The 18,999-nt window shown below is 38.7% G+C and carries 15 protein-coding genes; 9 read left to right on the top strand and 6 right to left on the bottom strand.

Annotated features, from left to right (window positions below; all coding sequences use genetic code 11):
- Positions 1-16: 16 nt before the first annotated feature.
- From AK95_RS02300 to AK95_RS02275, 6 genes are all read right to left on the bottom strand, one after another.
- Complete coding sequence (locus tag AK95_RS02300) at positions 17-6,469, bottom strand: phage tail tape measure protein (protein WP_071218290.1); 6,453 nt, start codon at positions 6,467-6,469, stop codon at positions 17-19.
- 48 nt (positions 6,470-6,517) lie between these two features.
- Complete coding sequence (locus AK95_RS02295; RefSeq protein WP_071218289.1) at positions 6,518-6,985, bottom strand: hypothetical protein; 468 nt, start codon at positions 6,983-6,985, stop codon at positions 6,518-6,520.
- A gap of 139 nt (positions 6,986-7,124) precedes the next feature.
- Positions 7,125-7,895, bottom strand: a complete 771-nt coding sequence (locus AK95_RS02290; protein ID WP_071218288.1) for a hypothetical protein — start codon at positions 7,893-7,895, stop codon at positions 7,125-7,127.
- 37 nt (positions 7,896-7,932) lie between these two features.
- Entirely contained in the window at positions 7,933-8,649 is a 717-nt protein-coding gene (locus AK95_RS02285) for a hypothetical protein (protein WP_083397505.1), read from the bottom strand.
- 43 nt (positions 8,650-8,692) lie between these two features.
- Positions 8,693-8,965: an HU family DNA-binding protein gene (locus tag AK95_RS02280; RefSeq protein ID WP_071218287.1), complete on the bottom strand. Its 273-nt coding sequence runs from the start codon at positions 8,963-8,965 to the stop codon at positions 8,693-8,695.
- A gap of 241 nt (positions 8,966-9,206) precedes the next feature.
- Positions 9,207-11,816, bottom strand: coding sequence for an RNA dependent RNA polymerase (locus tag AK95_RS02275; protein ID WP_071218286.1), 2,610 nt, complete (start codon positions 11,814-11,816; stop codon positions 9,207-9,209).
- Between the two features lie 409 nt (positions 11,817-12,225).
- On the opposite strand from AK95_RS02275, the gene AK95_RS02270 reads away from it, so the two are divergent.
- The 9 genes from AK95_RS02270 (at position 12,226) to AK95_RS02235 (ending at position 18,964) form a co-directional block, all read left to right on the top strand.
- Positions 12,226-13,518 carry a DNA sulfur modification protein DndB gene (locus AK95_RS02270; protein WP_071218285.1) on the top strand — a complete coding sequence of 431 codons (1,293 nt, stop codon included), beginning with the start codon at positions 12,226-12,228 and terminating at the stop codon, positions 13,516-13,518.
- A gap of 31 nt (positions 13,519-13,549) precedes the next feature.
- A complete protein-coding gene (locus AK95_RS02265) occupies positions 13,550-14,554 on the top strand; it encodes a phage lytic cycle repressor MrpR family protein (RefSeq protein ID WP_071218284.1) in 1,005 nt (334 codons plus the stop codon).
- Between the two features lie 727 nt (positions 14,555-15,281).
- Positions 15,282-15,656: a hypothetical protein gene (locus AK95_RS02255; protein WP_071218282.1), complete on the top strand. Its 375-nt coding sequence runs from the start codon at positions 15,282-15,284 to the stop codon at positions 15,654-15,656.
- 98 nt (positions 15,657-15,754) lie between these two features.
- A complete protein-coding gene (locus tag AK95_RS02250; RefSeq protein ID WP_071218281.1) occupies positions 15,755-16,120 on the top strand; it encodes a 3D domain-containing protein in 366 nt (121 codons plus the stop codon).
- A 1-nt stretch (position 16,121) separates the two neighbouring features.
- Positions 16,122-16,244: a 3D domain-containing protein gene (locus AK95_RS35280; protein WP_074961793.1), complete on the top strand. Its 123-nt coding sequence runs from the start codon at positions 16,122-16,124 to the stop codon at positions 16,242-16,244.
- Between the two features lie 43 nt (positions 16,245-16,287).
- A complete protein-coding gene (locus AK95_RS35085) occupies positions 16,288-16,422 on the top strand; it encodes a hypothetical protein (RefSeq protein ID WP_268801952.1) in 135 nt (44 codons plus the stop codon).
- 40 nt (positions 16,423-16,462) lie between these two features.
- Complete coding sequence (locus AK95_RS02245) at positions 16,463-16,687, top strand: hypothetical protein (RefSeq protein ID WP_071218280.1); 225 nt, start codon at positions 16,463-16,465, stop codon at positions 16,685-16,687.
- Between the two features lie 70 nt (positions 16,688-16,757).
- Positions 16,758-17,150, top strand: coding sequence for a DUF302 domain-containing protein (locus AK95_RS02240; protein WP_071218279.1), 393 nt, complete (start codon positions 16,758-16,760; stop codon positions 17,148-17,150).
- Between the two features lie 428 nt (positions 17,151-17,578).
- On the top strand, positions 17,579-18,964 hold the full coding sequence (locus AK95_RS02235; protein ID WP_071218278.1) for an MATE family efflux transporter: 1,386 nt from the start codon (positions 17,579-17,581) through the stop codon (positions 18,962-18,964).
- Positions 18,965-18,999 lie beyond the last annotated feature (35 nt).

Genomic DNA, 18,999 nt, shown 5'->3' with positions numbered 1-18,999 from the left:
GAGAAGCTATGTGATACTAGATCGTTCTGTGTTTAAGTTTTGTGCTGAGTGCAGTTTCAAACTTTTCTAGAAGACTTTTACCTGTATCCTGCTGGTCTGCATGAATGGATACATGATCAATTCTGATGCTGTTGTCTGTTTGGGTAGAGGTGGAAGTTGATTTGATAGCATCATGATTAAAATTTCCTTTTATGGAGTCTATAATTTTTCTAGTGAAGTCCACAATTTTAAGAAGATTGGAAGTATCTGATTTATTCAATATCAGTTCTTTTTCATGTGCAAGCAGGAATTTACCTTCCGAGCCCCAGGCAGGGGTCATGCCGCCAGAAGCTGCATTGAATATTGATGAGCCGGTAAATCCCTTTAATTCTTCATAAGAACCGTCTTTAAATTTATAAGTGTTCCGGTACTTTTGGTTCTCCTCACTTAACTCTTTAATCCGATTGGATATTTTTTCATAGTCGGGGGAACCTTTTTTATACTTCATTCTTTCTCTCTGATGTTCTTCAGCCAGTTTTTTGTTGCCAAGATAATTTGACCAAGCTTTAGCTACGTCTGGTGTGATTGTAGAATCGGCTGCATTTCCATTGGTACCGCCTGTAGTGCCACCGTTATTACCGTAATGATCGAGATTACCGTTACTTTGGTTGAAGCTATCTCTTATGTTGTTATATTCTTGCTGCGTGATGGTTTTATGGTTAATCAAGGCTTGCTCGAGTTCAGCATATAAATGCGTGTAAAATAGCTTTATTTCCTCTGTCGTTGCTTTGACAACAGCTTTGTCTTCACTAAGAAGTCCTTGCTTAATCCGGTAAAAATTCTTCTCATCGTTAAGCATGGAATTATATTTCCGTTCAATATCTTTTTTCTCTTGTTCGTTTTTCTCACGTGATTCTTCGTATTGATCGTCTTCATGGGTCCGCACCTGATCCAGATATTCCCTGCGATCATCCAACAAATCCTGGAGGGTTTGCTTTGACGTTTCCCGATCCCGTTGTAATTTAAATTCGTCGATTTCCTCATTTTTGGCATCCAGTTGCCCCTGTAAATCCTTACGTTTCGCCTTAGCTTCCATTGAATTGTCGAGCTGCAGAACGTTGATTTTATCGATAATTTCTTGTCTTTCTTTGAGTTTCTTGGCTAATTCCTTATCGTAATCGTCCGAGGCGTTCTGTCGATCCATAGCCTTCAACTGGGCATTAATATATTTTTCAAACGTTTTATATTCATCATCAAGATGTTTAATCGCTTCTTTATGACGTTCGTCCTCAGCCTTCATCTTTTCGTCAATAGCGGAAAGTTCAAGCTCTTTTTGCTTATTGATGGCCTTCTTATAATCCTCGATGATTCCATCGGCAATTTCCATTCGGATCGATCTTTCGTCTTGCATCAGTGAACGATTATTCTCTTTAGCCTCTACTAACAATTGGTTATATTTTTTTCGCTTAGCAATGCTAATATCCGTTCTTTTCGTTTGAGCTTCCAGATAGGCAATCTCGGCTTGATTCAGCCTGATTTTGTCTTGTATGAGCGGGATTTGTTTCATTAATTCTTGCGTATATTCTGGGGTGCCTTTTTCTAAATTACGAAGGTTATCCTGAATGATCTTGATATCAGCATCTTTATACCTAATTTTATCGGAATATTCTTCAAGCTGGCTTTCTATGATATCACCTTTAATGTCATCTATCTCGACTTGGACCGAAAGTTTGTGTCCTTCAAGCAATTCCAATCTTTCTTTAAGAGCAGCGACATCTTTGGGGAGAAGCTTTGTGTTTTGTAACTTTTCATTAATGGTTTGGATCTCGGCTTCATTTTGATTGTTAATTTCTTGCTTCAACGTTAGTTGATCTTCAAGTTCTTTGCGATATGCAGGAGATGCGGAGTCTAACAAGGAACTCTTCGTTTCAGATGCCTCGATCTTTAGTGAGGCTTGTTTGCGCTTTTGCTCATATTGATCAAGGCTGCTGACTAGAACGGCGTAACGTTTTTCTTGAATCTCCGTTTCAATTTTTTCTATCTCGAGATTGTTTTGATCGATTTGTTGTTGGAATTCTCCGCCTGTAATCTTCTTTTGTTTTACTAGTCTGGAGGTCTTCTCATTTTGATTAAATAATCCCTTCTGTCTTTGTTCCATATAGCTTATTTGGGACATTTCTTCTTTTCGCCATTCTGCTGAGAGGTTATCATGTGTGGATTGTTTATTTTTAGACTTAGCGATATTATTATCGATCTTTTCTAATTGGTTGTCTGATTCTACAATTGTACTTTGAATGAACTCCACTCTCAATTTATAGATTTCGGAATCTTTCTCTTTAGATTTGGCTTGAAGTTCAGACACATCGTCCGAAGAGTTTTGGGTTGCAGTAACATGATTAGTATTGGTGTTATATTCATTAAATGCTTTCAGTACCTTAGGAGCATAGGCTTTAGTTTCTTTGAAAGGGATGTTGTTGATTTGTCCGTTCTTTATCCACTTATCAACGTTTCCTTCTCCAGCATTGTACGCATATAGAGCTAGCTCAACATCGCCTTTGTATTTGTTCAAAAGTCGAGCAAAATGCCTTGTGCCGCCTTCTATGTTTTGTGCAGGATCATAGCTGTTATTAACACCGAGGGATTTTGCAGTGGCTGGCATAAGCTGCATTAATCCTTGTGCACCAGCTGCTGATCTGGCAGTTGGATTAAATGAGCTTTCAGTTTTTATAATTGCTGCTATCAGATTAGGATTTACGAGATATTGTTCAGCATACTTATTAATTTGATCATAATATTCCGTTTGTGTTAAAGAATTAGTTTTTGTGGAAGATTTAGTGTTCTTAGTTGATTTTTCTGATTTTTGAGCACTAACAATCGACTCATCAATGATCTCTTTTTGTCTTTCCAACAGTGAGATTTCTTCCATTAATGACTTTCGATATTCTTTTGATCCTTTATTGTACTTACTTCGTTCGGATTGCAGCAGATTTATGCTGCTCTGTATTTTTTGTATCTTTACATTGGTTGTTTCGAGTAGGGTTTTTGTTTCTTTGAATGTATTATTTGACTCATTCGTACTTTTATTTGTTTTTTCGGTTGATGTCCCAACATTATCTAGTGAGCTCGATAATATTCCCAATTCCTTGGATAGAAGATAATATTGCTCTACAAAATCAAGAGCTTTCGTTCTCTGTTTTTTATTGTAATTGTTCAGATCTTCAACGCTATCGTCTCTACCTAGACTATCTGGACTTATGTCTTGCCAATTCGAAGGTTTATGATCATTTATGGTTGCTCTTGCCTCTTCCAATCCAGCAAGCGTATCTAGTGCTGAGAACTCAACTCCCCAACTTTTCAGTTTATCCATCAACACACTATTTTGATCAGCGAGGTCTTGTTTACGAGCCGCAGCAATTTCTTTGAAGGCTTGAATTTCAGTATTTCTCTTTTCAATAACTAGTTTGGTATTCAGTTTAATATGCCCATTTTCAATTTCAAAGAGATCAATTAACGACTTGTCCTTCTTAATTAATTCCTCTACTTCTTTGGCATTTAACCCTGTCTCAGATGAATTATCTGCCAATAACTTATTGTAAACTGATACTTTATCTGATGTTGATTCATATTTTTGATTGATTTCTTCCATCGAAGCTGAAAACTTATCAACCGCAACTGAAGAATTATTAGTTTGGCTTTTGAATTGATCCAATAATTGCGAAACATCTATCAATTCGCCAGCAACATTATTGAGTAGGGGAGCAAGTTTAGAAAAATTACCTGTCTCAAACACTTTGGATAAATCGATTTTGTTTGTGTCTATTTCTTTAGCAAGCTCTTTAGATAGATTCTCATATTGTAGTATTATTTTTTCAAAATTATCTTTATTAATTGAATTTGCGTTTTTAGCCAGGAAAGCATCGGAGAATTTATTCATGAACAACTTAGTCGATTTATCACTATTCCCTAAGATGTAAAGTGACACTTCGTTAGCTGCGTTAAATATTGTCTTAAAATTTTCTAACTCTGATTCAATATTTTGGTTTTCAGAAGTTATTATAGCTGATGTGGTTTTGAGAGAGGTTCTTACTCTTGTTAAAGTCTCATCAATTTTATCTTCTCTTAAAATATTTTCTACCCAACCTGGATCTGGGATGGAATCATGCTTTGAGAATATTGATTGAACTCTATCTTTAAGTTCTGCCAATTGAATGTCATAATCACTTGAGTCATCCAATTCTTTAAGTCTAAATGATAATATTATAGGGAGAGCTTCAGCCTGAGCTGAAAATTCGTTGAACTTCGGTTCAGCTTTTTGGATTTTTTTTCGGCTACTTTCTATATTATCAATTGGTTCATTTAGTGACTCAAAACTACTATCGACAAGATTTTGCTTTCTCTCGGCGTTCAATTTACGTTCTTTTTCAATTAAATCATCAATTTCTTGGGCTGTTCTATACACTGCCTCGCCTTCAGAGGTATAATAAGATACGATTTCGGGCATTATTCCCGCCATCTGCTGGCGAATAGACAGCAGCTCTTCTTGCGATTTGTTACCCTCTTTATATTGTTCGTTTAAACCCTGAAGCTCCACTATATTTTGAACGGAATTTTCAATGCTTTGTTTAAGATTTTCAAATTCCTCGGAACTTTTGGAAGCACTACTGCTAATTTGATTAAATACTGAATAAATGAGTGAACCCACTGTCATCAATATACCAAAGATTCCGAGTGCTCTCTGCATTCCTGTAAGAGCTACGGCAGTTGTATTGGCAGCAACTCCGGTGGTCTCAATCGCTTTGCGTACTCCGAATAGGGCCAGAACAGTTTGTCCAGCACCCGAGATTAAATCTCCGATGGCTTTATGCCTGAAGGTTAGTAGGAGTCCAGTGACCAATACGGTCGTATTACCCAGGTTATCAAGGAATTTAATTAATCCGGTTCCGGCATCGACAATGCCTTTCAGGAAGTCTGAAGACAAACTGTTGCTCCAGAATGAGTTGGCGGCATTCGTGAAGGCAGCAATTCGACCTTGTAACGAGTCCAGATAAATTTCATTTTCACGGGCAGCGCTGCCAAAGGATTGAAGTCCAGCTTGTAAGGCTCCTTGTGCATTTTGCCAATTGGAAAGGATGCTTGCAGCCACAGTTTGCTGATCTCCACCAATAAGTTGCGTGATATCTAACTGCTCAGCAGAGGAGAGTTGATTCCAAACCGAAGATAGTTCCTGAAAAATCTCATATGTACTTTTATAGGTGTTGTCGCTTTTTTTTAGTGTGAGGCCCATTGAAGAAAACTTCGATTCGATCGAAGGGAGGATTTCCGTCAGTCCTTCACCGACTTCGCCAATTCCTCGTAAACGTTGCGAGATGGTATCCAACCCTTCGCCAATCTTCCCCGGATCCTGAATAGAAGTGTTAGCGGCTGTTATCATGGCAACGGATTCTTCTATCGTGTTACCGGCCGCGTTCAGACTCGCAGCTGAGCTGTTCATGGCTTCACTGATACCTTGAGAGGTGATGCCAAATCTATTACCTACTTCATTATAGATATCAACGATATTCGCTACGTTCTTTCCTTCATTATCCACCTCAATCCCAAAACTTTTGATGGTGGATAAAAGAGCTTTGGAAGCCTGTTCAACTGAGTCAAAGTCTCCTACATTTTGCAATACCAATGTTTGCTTAGCAAGTGCTTTTGATTGATTAATGGTATAACCTAGATTCGCCCATTCCGTGGCTGAATTGATGACATTTACAGTTAGACCGCCGATTTCGTTCGCCACGGCATTCGCATCTCCAAGGAAATTTTGAATTTCAATGGATGAAGCATTCGTAGCTCTGGTTAGATTCGACATGGCGGTATCCAATTCATTAACGTACTGGGTGCCGTTTTGTAACAGTTGCAAGGGAACTCTAAGAGCTTCCATCGCTATATTCCAGTTTTCCATTCTTCTGACCAGCGTTGTCCCTGTGTTTTGGACTACTCCACCTTGACTGTTTTGGTCATTGGCTGAAGAGAGACCGGGATCTGAATCGTGATTAGCAGATGTATTGGCTAAGGCATTTCGAGTAGTTGTTATATTTTTCGTTTGATGATTGAGTTCCTGGAGTGCACGTTTTTGCTCCTCGTATTGTAATGTTTCGGATCGCACAGCGATTTTATTAGCTTCACTTGCCATTTTTGATTTAAGCTTTAGATCACTATGAGATTGCATATTTCTATTGATACTGCCTATAACCGTATTGAGGCGCTTGTATGAAGATACATTGTTTGTGATTGCTTTGTTCTGCGACAGTAGTGCGTTAAGCTTGTCAGTTGCAGTCGTAATACTTTTTAATGTTTTTACAATAGCGCCATCGACAGCTATGTTGAGATGCAATTTCCTTAAATTTAGATTGGTGGATAGCGCTAAGATTTGCTTGTTAATATCTTTTATTGACTGGTTCATATCCAGGCGTGCTGAAATAAAAATTTTCAAATCATCGGCCATAATGCTAATCTCACTTCCTTCAAATTAAGAATCAGAATTGAATGTCGTTTATTCCAGGGAGGAGGCTAGGGCTAACTCGCCAAGAAGTTCTCCTAGGTTCTGGTTTGTTGATTTGAATTTATCTTCTATCTTCCGTAGCTCCTCTGGAATAAAGGAGTCGAATACTTCATTCATGATCCCGGTATCGAGTAGAACGTGTGAGACCTTGATGTGATCTTCTATCGATTTGCATTGTGGATAAGGAATGTTGGTGAATTCCTTGATAATGAGACTGTTCAATAATCCGATCGTTCCTGCAATAAGCATGTCATTCAAATCCGATCGGTTTTTCAACTCTTGCAAAAGAGCGAGATACTGGATGACTAAAGCTTCTACATGAGATTCACGAAAAACCTGCTGAATATTGACCTCGTACGTGTCATTCAGAATAGAGATGGTTTTATTCGTGTTCAACTCGCCCTCAAGTTTCTTTAACGCCTGTGCCGTTAGTTTTTTAGTTGGCTTTTTTGCTGTCATGTTATGATTCTCCCTTAAGGTTCATTTTTGGTGTCTGTTAAGACACTTGGTACAGTGTTCTTGTTCGAAGAAGACTCTATGAAATGTCTTATAAATAGGGAAGAGACAAGGCGTAAGCCCTGTCTCTTCCAGTAACGGATTAGTCTTCGTAAATAACCATATCAATGATGGTATCCACATCTTCAATTTTCTTAGGGAAGAGGTCGAATACCAGGCTCAGAGAGCTAGGATCGCCTGTTGCCGACATACTGATTGTAAAGTTCGGATCAATTTTAGCCTTGTGATATACGATTTGTGCACCAACAATTTCACCGGTTACTTCGTCGGTGTAGGAAGTATCTCCAATCATATAGACGTATTTAGGGAATCCAGTAGCAGTAAAGGAGAGCGTATTCGCCTCTGCTGCTTCAAATTGGTAGTAAACCTCAACTTCATCACCAACAGCTACGGTTGCAGAAGCATCGAGTTCTACGACATTCCCGGTGATCGAAGCAATCGTTTGGGCAGCATCCGTGCTAATTCCATTGATATATGGATGGACGCTGACTTCATTAACGGTTCCAACCGGTGGCTTGGATAGCGTCACTTGTTTTGTACCAGTACCATTGTCTTGAACGGTAATCACTTCTGTTTTGTAGATGTTTTGTTTACCTTTACGGATTTCCTCGCCTGCCAGCATCGCAAGATGCTGCATGGAGAAGAGTTGGGTTTCCATGGTTAATTTTGCCGTTTTCTCACCATCCCAGGCGATACGACGTGCGCCGGCACCCATCGCATAAACTCGAGAAGAGGTCATTTCTTGGGAAGCTGTATTTGCGTAGTCAAACGTCATAATCGGCTTTTTTGTAGTGTAATCGAAGATTTGAAGTTTAAGAATATCACGGGAACCGTATTTACCAAGATTTAGCATAGTTATTTCCTCCTAAGGATCATAAATAGATTTTTTATTAGAATTTTGTTCTTACTAACCATTCAGGTAGCTGGGAGTTTTCCTTGAGATAGCCGTTAGCCCAGACGGGAAGCAGCCTGTTATGGTTTTCCTTTAAGTTAATTCGTTCAAAATGCTCATACATCTGATAGACGGTGAGATTGGATGCATTGAATACATGAATGCCGTTACCTTCTGCGCAGCAAATAATGGAGAGGATATCTTTGATATCCAACCCCGTATTTTTAGCGTTTTTTGTTTTAAGGGCATTCATTTTCTCAAATAATTCTTTAGCCTTATTATTCTTGAACTTTGCAGGGGATTCTTTCGAATCCTTTAAACCATTCAGTTCTTTAATAACGTTGTACATTTCCATGTAATTGTCTGAGTTAACCAGAACTTTGTCACCTATATTAAAGGTTTTAGCAACCGGATGATAAGAAACGTTATCTTTGACAAAGAAGGAGTAGGCTTTCGATATGTACTTAGGAATCGAAGGATGGCTTGTAAGCAAGTCGTAAGGATCTTCATCCATAAGCCTGATGATATCCGTTTCAGAAAGACCAAATAAGTTAACCAGAATGGTTCGGGTATTGAATGAACAGAGGGTCATATGTATGGAATATTCAATTTCTCCGATGTCTGCTATTTCTGAAAGGGTAGGGGAGTAAACAGGAATATCAGCATTGAACAGATGAGGTTTACCAAGAAATGCTCTTAAGCGATCGATAATCATAATTCCTCGAAGTATATATTTATTTTATTGTAAAAAATAATCACTATAGAACAGCGCTTTTCAGTTTTTGAGCTGGTCTAAATACAGGGACGTTGGCAGCTGGAATGTCCATGATTTCTCCAGTCTGTGGATTACGGACTTTTCGGGTGGTCCTTGTTTTTACAATGAACTTTCCAAATGAAGAAATATTTACTTCCTCACCATAGTACAGAGCATTCGTAATCTCATTAAAGACACCATTTACGATGCCTTCAATGTCTTTTTTCGGATATTCGGTATGGGACGCTACGGCTTGAATCAGATCCTTTTTGTTCAAATTAGGCTCAGCCTCCTTTCGTAAACGATGATATGGAACATATGAATAAAGGGAAAGCGAGTGAACTGAAATCAGAATCAAATCGAATTCAGTAATTCACCTGCTCTCCCTTAAATACGATTAGGAAAATGAGGACAAATCGTTAAATCCCTTGTAGTACGGGGGAACATTACAATTTCCAAAATTTATTTTTCGGAGATGCACGGTTCAATAAGCCAATGTCCATACGGGTTTGTTGATATTATTTTATTTCGCTAGTGTTATTATATTTATTTTTATGTTTGTGCCATGCTATTCTTTTACGTTCCTTTTCCTTCTCCAATGAACAGGCATCGCAGTAGGTCTTTCGGTGATGGGTTGATTTTATTCTTATACCACAGCTATCGCAAAGTATGGATTCATCATTATATGTAGTGATCATATTGTTTTTCAAATTTTGAACAAGAATGTCCCCAAAACTTGACCACAACGTAGTTTTATAGCTGCTCTTCTTATGCCGGTATAAATACTCAACAAGTATATTGACCAGTTCCATTGGGTTATTGTTTAGCGCCAGAAGTTGCTCTCGAATATCTAAATAGACATACAGATTTTCAGCAGAGTCATAATGATCCAGGGTGCCCAGTTCCATGAATCTTTTTTGCAAGTCCAGTTCCGTGTATTTTCTAATGATTTCTTCATTTAAAGGAATGGATTGATCTTTATTATGTAGCAGCATTCTATAATCGAAACTGCCTAGATTGAGTGCTTTGAATTGGAGTCTTGGATTAGGGATATACTCAGCCAGCCTGTTCATTGTGCTTTTGTTTACGCCTTCAACATGATCGGGCAATTTATCTTTGGCAAACCTGAAGAAATGAGGGACCTTTGATGCAGTGTAAGCCGTAATTAACTCTTTTTTGATTTTCGGTCTTTCAGGTTTGTAGAGTGTCTTTGCATAATCGATTGTAAAATTATTCTCCATACATAATAGTTTGATTACATCAAGATTGATAGTTTCACTGTTCCAAATTTTAGATATATCATTACTTATAACTCCGATGTTTCCTCCAGAATAAGCATCTGTAAGGCCGCGGTAGATATTCTGATTGTTGATGATTTCTGCACTCGCATTAGCCATTCTATAGTATAAAGGATAGATATCGTTCATATTACGCTGGGCAACTTTAACCAAGGTTTTATCGTTACACACGAGGCTTTTGTCACCATCAACATCAAACATCAGCAACTTACTGATGGAATCATGACAGCTTGTATATAGGTTATTGGTAGTGAACCAACGTCGAAGCTCTTTATTGTTGATGTTTTTTCTGATAGCATGCTCTCGATATAGGTGAGGGCTTCTTAAGCAATCCAGAGTTTCTTCGTCATCGTAAAGAGAACAGAAGACCTCGCCATCATCTAATAAGCCTTTTGGATTCTTGTCGCCCAGAAATAAATATTCGCAAAAGGCATAGAGGTCTGGGCTAATAAAAGTATACTTTCCACTGATGTCCATTTTGCCGGCTCGTGCATTTTTGACGATACTCTTCTTGACCTGTTTCAATATTTCTCGACTATAGGTGTCGTTCAGAAGTTCGGGGTAAATCTCCAAGGCTTGCTGGAAGTAATTTTTGTTCTGGTTAGCACCGGTAACACCCAGAATCTTCAGCATGGTCTTTCGATCCGAGCCGATATTCATAATTTTCTCTCTGGTTCTGCTGCTCAATTCCATCAATTCATCATCTGAAAAGTCAGTGAGGGTCTGCAATATTTGATAATTGGATTTACCGTTTACAATCTGTTCCTCTTCCTCGTTACATTTACTGGCATGACAATGATGCTGAAGATAATGATGTTTGTACTCATCCCATGATGTATAATATTTCCACATTTTGAACTGGCTTCTTGTAAAAATAATGTGAATATCGTCTTTTAAAATATCGTATTGTTTCCCGTAGATATCGGTCACAATCCCGCACTTTTCTCCTTTTTTATTGGCTTCGCGAACAAATTTATCGAAAGGGAAAGGGACCAGGAGGCCTTTTACCCATGGCAGTCTGATCATCATGCTTTTTTTGCTGATTTTGGGCAGGATCATACCACAGCCGTCCGTATGCTCAATGGGGATATCCATCTCTTGTCTTGTGATTTCATACGTTTGGTCATCAATAAAATCAACTGTGCTCCGGAGTGTTGTTTCCATGTCATCAACTACGATGGCCTTGTTTATGTCAAAATCATGCCATTCATCTGTTGCGCTGTTACACAGCGCCAGATACGCTAAGTATTTATTGATATTAACGCCACCCTGGAGGTTTATTTTATCTGTAGTTAACCCACACATTAAAGACTCACGGTATTGATTATATATAGATTCCTTAATGAAGAGTGTTTTCTTCGTACGTATTTGTCCTGCACTAGCTGTGAAGCATATGTATTTATGGCCGTTATACATATAGCCCTCGTAAATTAGACTTCTTAAAATTTCAAAATAATAAGTTTGGACAACCATGATATCTTCTGAAAGCAAGTTTTGTTGCATTGTTAAAGTGCGAGTTAAAGTCGACTCAAATACAGAGATTATGTTTTTTTTGTTAGTCAATACTTCGGGCCTTAGCTGCCTTATTTCTTGATGACTTGTCATGAGACTTTTTAATAGTTCTTTAAGTTGATTGATCTTTGTGGTTACTTTCGATAGAAGAAGTGTAACTTTATTGTGATACTCGCTTTCTTCGGTGCATTGTGACTTCATCCTAATGAGTATTTTCCTTAATCGATAACGTTTGTTAAGTCTACGATGTATTTTGAATTCCTGGTCTGTATAAAACGAACTAGTGTCCACACTATAAATAAAAACTTGTGTATCCATCAAATATTCTCCCCCTAGATCTATGTATTCAAAATTTATTATATCATCGTTATTATATTTATGTTAATATATCTTCGGAATGATCCATATATTTATAATTTAGGTTGTGAACAGATGAAACGTAGATACAGTTACAGAAGCTTGTTGTTTTTTTCCCTGATCAAAAGCTTGAGGTGTGGAAGGAAACGAATATTACATCCCAGAAGGCACATTTGCTTGACAATTTCTTGACCCATGGATATAGAATATTTGATGCAGAGTTCAACCAGGTGATCAAATCAACTAACCCCATATCCATACATGGAAATTCAACGATAAGTATTAATCTACTTTATGTATTATTTTTATTTTTTGTGTATAATAGCGGAGATAGGGAAATATCGGTCAAGATCTTGTGAGGTGAATAGGTTTGTATAGGGATCGGAAAAAACTGGAAGAAGAATTGAAAAATGTAATTGATGAAATAAAGCATAAAAGAAAAGTGCTGGAACAAATAAATTGGGAATTAAAAAAATACAATATTCCAAACGGTACGATTAACTCCATAGCCCGCGGCGATGATCGGATAGCTTCATTAGATTCTCCTCTCTTGTGTCTAATATGTTTAGCTGTATACACCATTACTGGCATTCAGTCAATATCCCCGTATGAATATTACTCGGATCGTGAGATCGAGCTATCCCAAAAAAACCTAGGCACTTCAAATAGATTTCATCTTTTGCAGCTGCCGATTCAATTGGCAGATGTAACTATGATCGATTTGGAGAATTATATTACAAAAATAAAAATGTCTTATCTCGTCCAAATGTATCATTCCCAATTGATTACCTATGATTATGAAACTCAGAGAAGTCCAAAATTCAAGAGAACGAAGAACGGTGTAGTACCTGTTCCGGATATTAACAAGAAAAGCGTCGAAGACATCTCGGATCATATGTTACGAGAAACATATTTGTCGGACATGTTAACATTAAATGTGTATTCAACGGACGTCGAACCTCTACATTATAATGAAAAAACCAAAACGCTAACCATAAACAGCAGAGCGACAATCTCAATTCTGGATGGGTTCCACAGACTTCAGGGTGGAGTGCGAGCTGTAGCCATAAATCCGGATCTTGGTTTAGAAATGATTTTATCTGTTCGAAGTTATGATACAGACTCGGCTAAAAAATATTTTGGTCAAATCAACACCATTAACGTAGTGAAGCCCCAACGATTAAAGGAACTCAAGTCTCAGAAATATTCTGACATTGTGGTCAGGGACCTTCAGAAAAAGACAGACTTGAAAGGAAAGATTGCCTCTAGCTCCAAGATAAGCGAGGTTGCTGGGCAGCTGACAACGTTTGATATTTTGTCGTATGCCATTGATAAAGTTTTTGACCCCAAAACAACCTTGGAGGCGAAGGAGGTTTCCAGCTATTTAGTGGATTTCTTTAATTATCTAACCGGTTTATTCGCTCAGGAGTTTATAATGAATCCGAATGAATACCGAAAAGACTATATTAATCATCCGTTGATGTTTGCCGCATATATCCGGATTGCAAAAGATTTTAAAGATCAACAAACCGACCTGAATAAAATAAAAGCCAGAATAGATAAAATTGATTTCCACAATCGTGAGCTGCTTGAGATTCTCGAAGATCGAAGAGGTATAAACAATAATAGAAATCGCAACGCGATGATTCACTATTTCAGTTAATTTTATTAATTGTTGATAAGAGGGTGACGAAGTGTCTAATAAAATATACGAAAGCGGCTTCTATAACGAAGAACAGAAGCAAATGTTTCTTAAAGGATTAAGATCAAACACTTTATCCACCTTCTCGAGAGTTTTGAACAGAGCCAAGATGCTGGAGGAGCAATTCGAGAAAGATCTTTATGATTTTAATATCTATGAAATCGAGAGCTTGATTAGTTATTTGAATCCGAAAACCATGAATTCTGTTTTGTCGTCCGCTTCCATTATTCAAAACTATATTCGCTGGGCGATAGAGGAGGAATTAAGAGCCAATAATTTAAATCCGTTAGATACTATTTTTGGGCAAGAATATTATTCGAAGTTTGTGGATAAAACGAATAAATTGATTTTTTCCAAGGAAGAAATTGATGACATAACAGGGGGGTTAGTCAACTTTCAGGATTCTGCGATTATTCAAACGATATTCGAAGGAATATTAGGGAAGGGGTATAGTGAAGTACTTAATCTGACCATTCATGATATTAGCAATGAGGATTCTAAAGTGTTATTGAGAAATAATACAGATATAGATCGGTATTCTGAACGGAAATTAGAGGTATCACAGGAACTTATTTTAATGTTAAATAGAGCTTTTGAAGAGGAGATATATTATAAAAATAACGGAAATCCAGCAGCGAATATTAAAGCGCCAACTTCCAAATTAGTGAGTAATGAATACGTATTTCGGAGTGCTATATTAAATACAAAGGCTAATGGTAAGGCTGATTCGCATTTAATTCTGAGAAGATTGAAAAAAATCGGAGAATGGTATCAACAGCCCTTCCTAACGGCTATTAATATACGTAATTCTGGCATGGTGTACATGGCCAACCAATTGAGAATAAGAACAGGAAAGTTTGATAAAGAAACGTTTGATATCGTATGCGATCGATTTAATATCTCCAAAATCAAAAAAAGTAGCGACTATAATGCATCAAGAATACGAAATGACTTTTTGAATATCGATAAAATAATAGAAGTCTATGGTGAAGAATAAGTGCAAAGAGCTTATTCTTTTTTTATGTTCATCAACCCCAATAGAATCATTTTTCTCCCGTGTTTCATTGATACTATAATGAAGGAGTCATTGTTTGCTCGCAATGACGTAATTCGAAGAGAGGGTAAGGTGCTCCATGATCAAGAGCAGTGGCTGAGCATCGAAGATATTAATTTTACGGAACCGGAAAAAATCAGTGGAGAGATTCGAACCGTCTTACATACAGATAACGGACAGTTTGTATATTGTACGACGAATGATCAGATTGTAGAATTAATATCGCAGGAAACCGGATTTCTTGTTACAGATCGCGGTAGAATGGCTAATCTCAAAAAAGATAGTGATCGATTATGAAGCACGTATAATATTTTATCAGAGTTGTAAAATTTTCGTTACGATAGCAACGTCAAAACTAAAGATTCTAAAACAGCATATGCTTAACTATATGAAATGATTAATAAAGGTAATATATAAAAAAAACTCTTGGGAAAATTATCTTGTTTCGTAAGGTGATTCATCGTATAATTGAAAAAACAGGAACAGACGTTCGTAAATATAAAGTGAATCGACAATAAACGATACGAATTATTATTTTTATTTCCAATTCATGCTAAGCAAAGCATATTTCAAGGGCAATGTAATGATGTTGTCTTAATTTACCAATCACTTTAATTGAACTTATCAGAGAATTACTATGACAACATGATGATCGAAGGAGAATATATATATGAATGATGATTTGTTTATGAAATTACGAATAAGTCCGGCTGCTATAGAGCTAATATCAATGATTAATTTCTTGTTTCTTCTTGAGGATGAAAGAATAAAGCTGGTTAAAGATTGTGAAGGTGAAGAGGGTAAGGTGATTAATAGGTATGTCAACAATAAACGCAGAGAGATCATAACCAATCGGCTGTATACACTGGATGATTTTATAAGAGATTGGCAAATGAATCAGAAATCAGCATTGGAAAGATTATTTCAAGAACCACTTACCGATGTGAAATTAGTTAAGTTAAAAGTCAAAGACCCCATACTCATTTATAAGATACATAATACCCAGCCACATATGAGATTTATGAAATTTATTATGATCATATGATCTATACGGGCCTTCATTAAGCATCGAAGAAATACGAATGGTGGTTTTAAGAATCAAGCTATTTGGAGTGGCTTAAAAATACATAAAGGAGAATGAGTATGCGATTAACCATTATATCACTAGTAATGTGCACTATATTTGCCATTTCGTTGATAGAGGATCAACGCTCAAATAGTCAAGAGGAGGTACGGTTTATTGATAGCTATGAATATAAAAGTAAAAATAATAAATCGAGTGAATTAATTGATGAATCGATCAAAGAGAACATTAATAGTACGGAACAGTATATACTGTTTACTTTAACTGCGTATACCAATGGACCTGAATCAACAGGGAAAAATCCGGGTGATCCCGATTATGGTGTTACGGTTTCCGGAAAGCAAACCAAGGAGAACTGGACGATCGCAGCTGATCCGAAAGTGCTTCCTTTTGGAACAAAAGTTTACATTGACGGTGTAGGGTGAGGTGGTGGTAGAAGATACAGGTTCTGCGATCAAAGGTCATATAATCGATGTATTTATTAACGATCTAAACCAGGCAAAGCAATTCGGAAGACGTAAGAATGTTAAAGTTTGGATTATACAGTAACTAAAATTAGAAAGAGTGTGATTATCATATGTGTAAAGTCAACATGATAGTTTTTAGAGAATTACTGGATTTATATGAACAAGAGGATCTCATGTTTAGCGAGAAATTAGAGCTAAGGGACAAACTTCAAGATTTTCTGGATGACATTGAGAAGAAAATCGATGAGCATTATATCTAATGTGTTAATGAAATAAAAATAATGATAGAGGTATTATAAAATGTTACTTAAAGAAACGTTGGATATCGATAAAGCAAGGTATATTCTTGTCCATGAAAATAGATTTTTGGATCAGGGGTGTCATGTGAAAGAAGGCAAAATGTATAAAATTGAACGGAATTTTTCGAATACCCTTTTCCACAATGGTGAAGCATACATAATGGATGAAGATGGAAAGGAGAATGAAGCTGTCTTTTTGGTTTGTAAATCGCAACTCTATATATGATTTTATAACAAAGTAATGAACGACCGTAACCCAGCCGTACCTCAAATCTTACCATTCTGGAGGGATAAACATGTTTCACTATACGGTAGAAACGGTTAAGTCAGTAGACGATGCCATTGCTGCATTGGAACAAGCGTTGGCCGAAGAGAAGTTCGGTGTGCTGTGGCGATTCAGCGTTCAGGACAAATTGAATGAGAAGGGCATCGAGTTTGATCAGAAGTACGAAATACTGGAGGTATGCAATCCGGTTGAGGCGAAAAAAGTGTTGAGCGAGAATGACTTGGCCGGGTATTTCCTGTTTTGTAAAATCGCCGTTTATGAGTTTGAAGAGGGAACGAAGATCGGACTCCCGAGGCCCACGGCGCTTATTGGCATGGTGGAGAATGAATCCTTTGAATCCCTGCGGGGCATTGCCCAGGATGTGGAGAAACGGCTTATCGCTAGTATCAATAACAGCAAATAAATTCTCACATTTGGCGTCAGTGAAAAAGGACGCCGACACGTTTGGGCTCTGAACGATCAAGTTGATTACATTCATAACATTTTACAGAAGAGGCCACCTTCTAAAGGCTCTGACAGAAGGTGAAGCCTCTTCTCCTCCTATATAAAGGGTTACAACCTGCAGGCTCACATGTTGCTCCGTTTATCAGCAGTATACGGTCATTTCCTGTGGCCTGCATTCATTGACAGAACTCGGGTCTGGTGATATCCTCCAATCAAAGACGGGGTTTATCCGGGATCAAATGAATTAATCCGTATTGTCCCCTTGGCGAGGGAGTGAGCTCTCCCAAGCGACGGTTGCGGCAGCCATTTCTGAATACCGTAAGTCTGAAGCTCTTCGTTTGAAGAGCTTTTTTCTTTTATATTACAACGAAAAGAATGTGATGACAGATGTTGGTTCGATTACGAACCCAAATGAACGGTGTGCTTCAACACCATTTATCCGGGGAGTCGATGGACTACCGGCAGATTTTTGCTTTATTTTTTCCGATATTGATTGATCAGGCATTCATCATCGGTTTGAATTTGGTCAACACCGCCATGATCAGTTCGTCGGGCGTATCGGCGGTCAGCGCCGTGAACATGGTGGACTCCCTGAATATTTTCCTGATCAATGTGTTCGTGGCGGTAGCAACCGGGGGCACCGTCGTCGTTGCACAATATAAGGGAAGCGGCAATGCCATGATGGTATCCCGGGCTTCAGCGGCTACTGTTACATCCGTGGCGATGATCGCTTTAGCAATCGCGCTGCTGATCATTGGGCTTCACCAGCCGGTGCTGAATCTGCTGTTCGGCTCAGCGTCACCCGAGGTGCTGGAGAGTGCGCGAGTGTATCTGATCGGTAGCAGTACTTCCTTCATCGGAATTGCCATCGTGCAGGCGGTTTGCGGCGCGCTGCGGGGGATCGGCAAGACCCGGGCTTCACTGGCATTGTCGTTAATCATGAACCTGCTCTACGTTCTGCTCAACATCGTGTTCATCACCCTGCTGAATATGGGCGTTATGGGCATGACGCTGGCGATTAACATCGCCCGCTTTGCCGGTGCGGCCTGCGCGCTCTACTATCTGTTCAGAGTGGATGCCACGCTGCATATCCGCCTGCGAGATCTGTTTCATTTCCCGATATCCATGCTGCGCAAAATTATGTTTATCGGGCTTCCGTTTGCAGCCGAACAGATGTTTTTTAACGGGGGAAAGCTGTTAACCCAAGTGTTTATCGTCAGCTTGGGTACGTATGCCATAGCAACGAACGCGATCGGGTCTTCGCTTGCCGCCGTATTTCAAATTCCAGCCAGCGCGTTGTCCTTAACGATTGTGACCGTTGTCGGTCAATGCATCGGTCGCGGCAATATAGCGGATGCCCGCAAGTTCATCAAATCCTTTCTATGGCTTGGTGCAATCTCGCTGGCCCTGATGGGACTGATATTGATGCCGCTCTACCGGCCGTTGGTAGGGCTGTTCAACCCGCCTCCGGAAATCGTGAACGATCTGTTCGTGGTGCTGTTGATCAACACGCTCGTGCAGGTTCCGTTGTGGTCGATAAGCTTTATTCTGCCTTCGGCGCTGCGTGCGGCAGGCGACTCGCGTTTTACCTCAATCACTTCGATGCTGACCATGTGGCTGTTCCGGGTGATCCTCGGTTACATTATGGGGATCGTTCTGGGCTGGAGTATCCTTGGCGTATGGCTGGCCATGAATTGTGAATGGGGAGTGCGGGGAGCGATTTTCCTATGGCGCTTCCGCGGCAAGAAATGGTATGCGCACAAGCTGATTTAAGCCATTATCTATTGTATAAGAAAAGCCCCGTGTTT

Source organism: Paenibacillus sp. LC231 (assembly GCF_001860525.1).
Lineage (GTDB): Bacteria > Bacillota > Bacilli > Paenibacillales > Paenibacillaceae > Paenibacillus_AQ.
The sequence above is the reverse complement of the archived record's forward strand: the minus strand, read 5'-3'. Positions and strand labels throughout refer to the sequence as shown.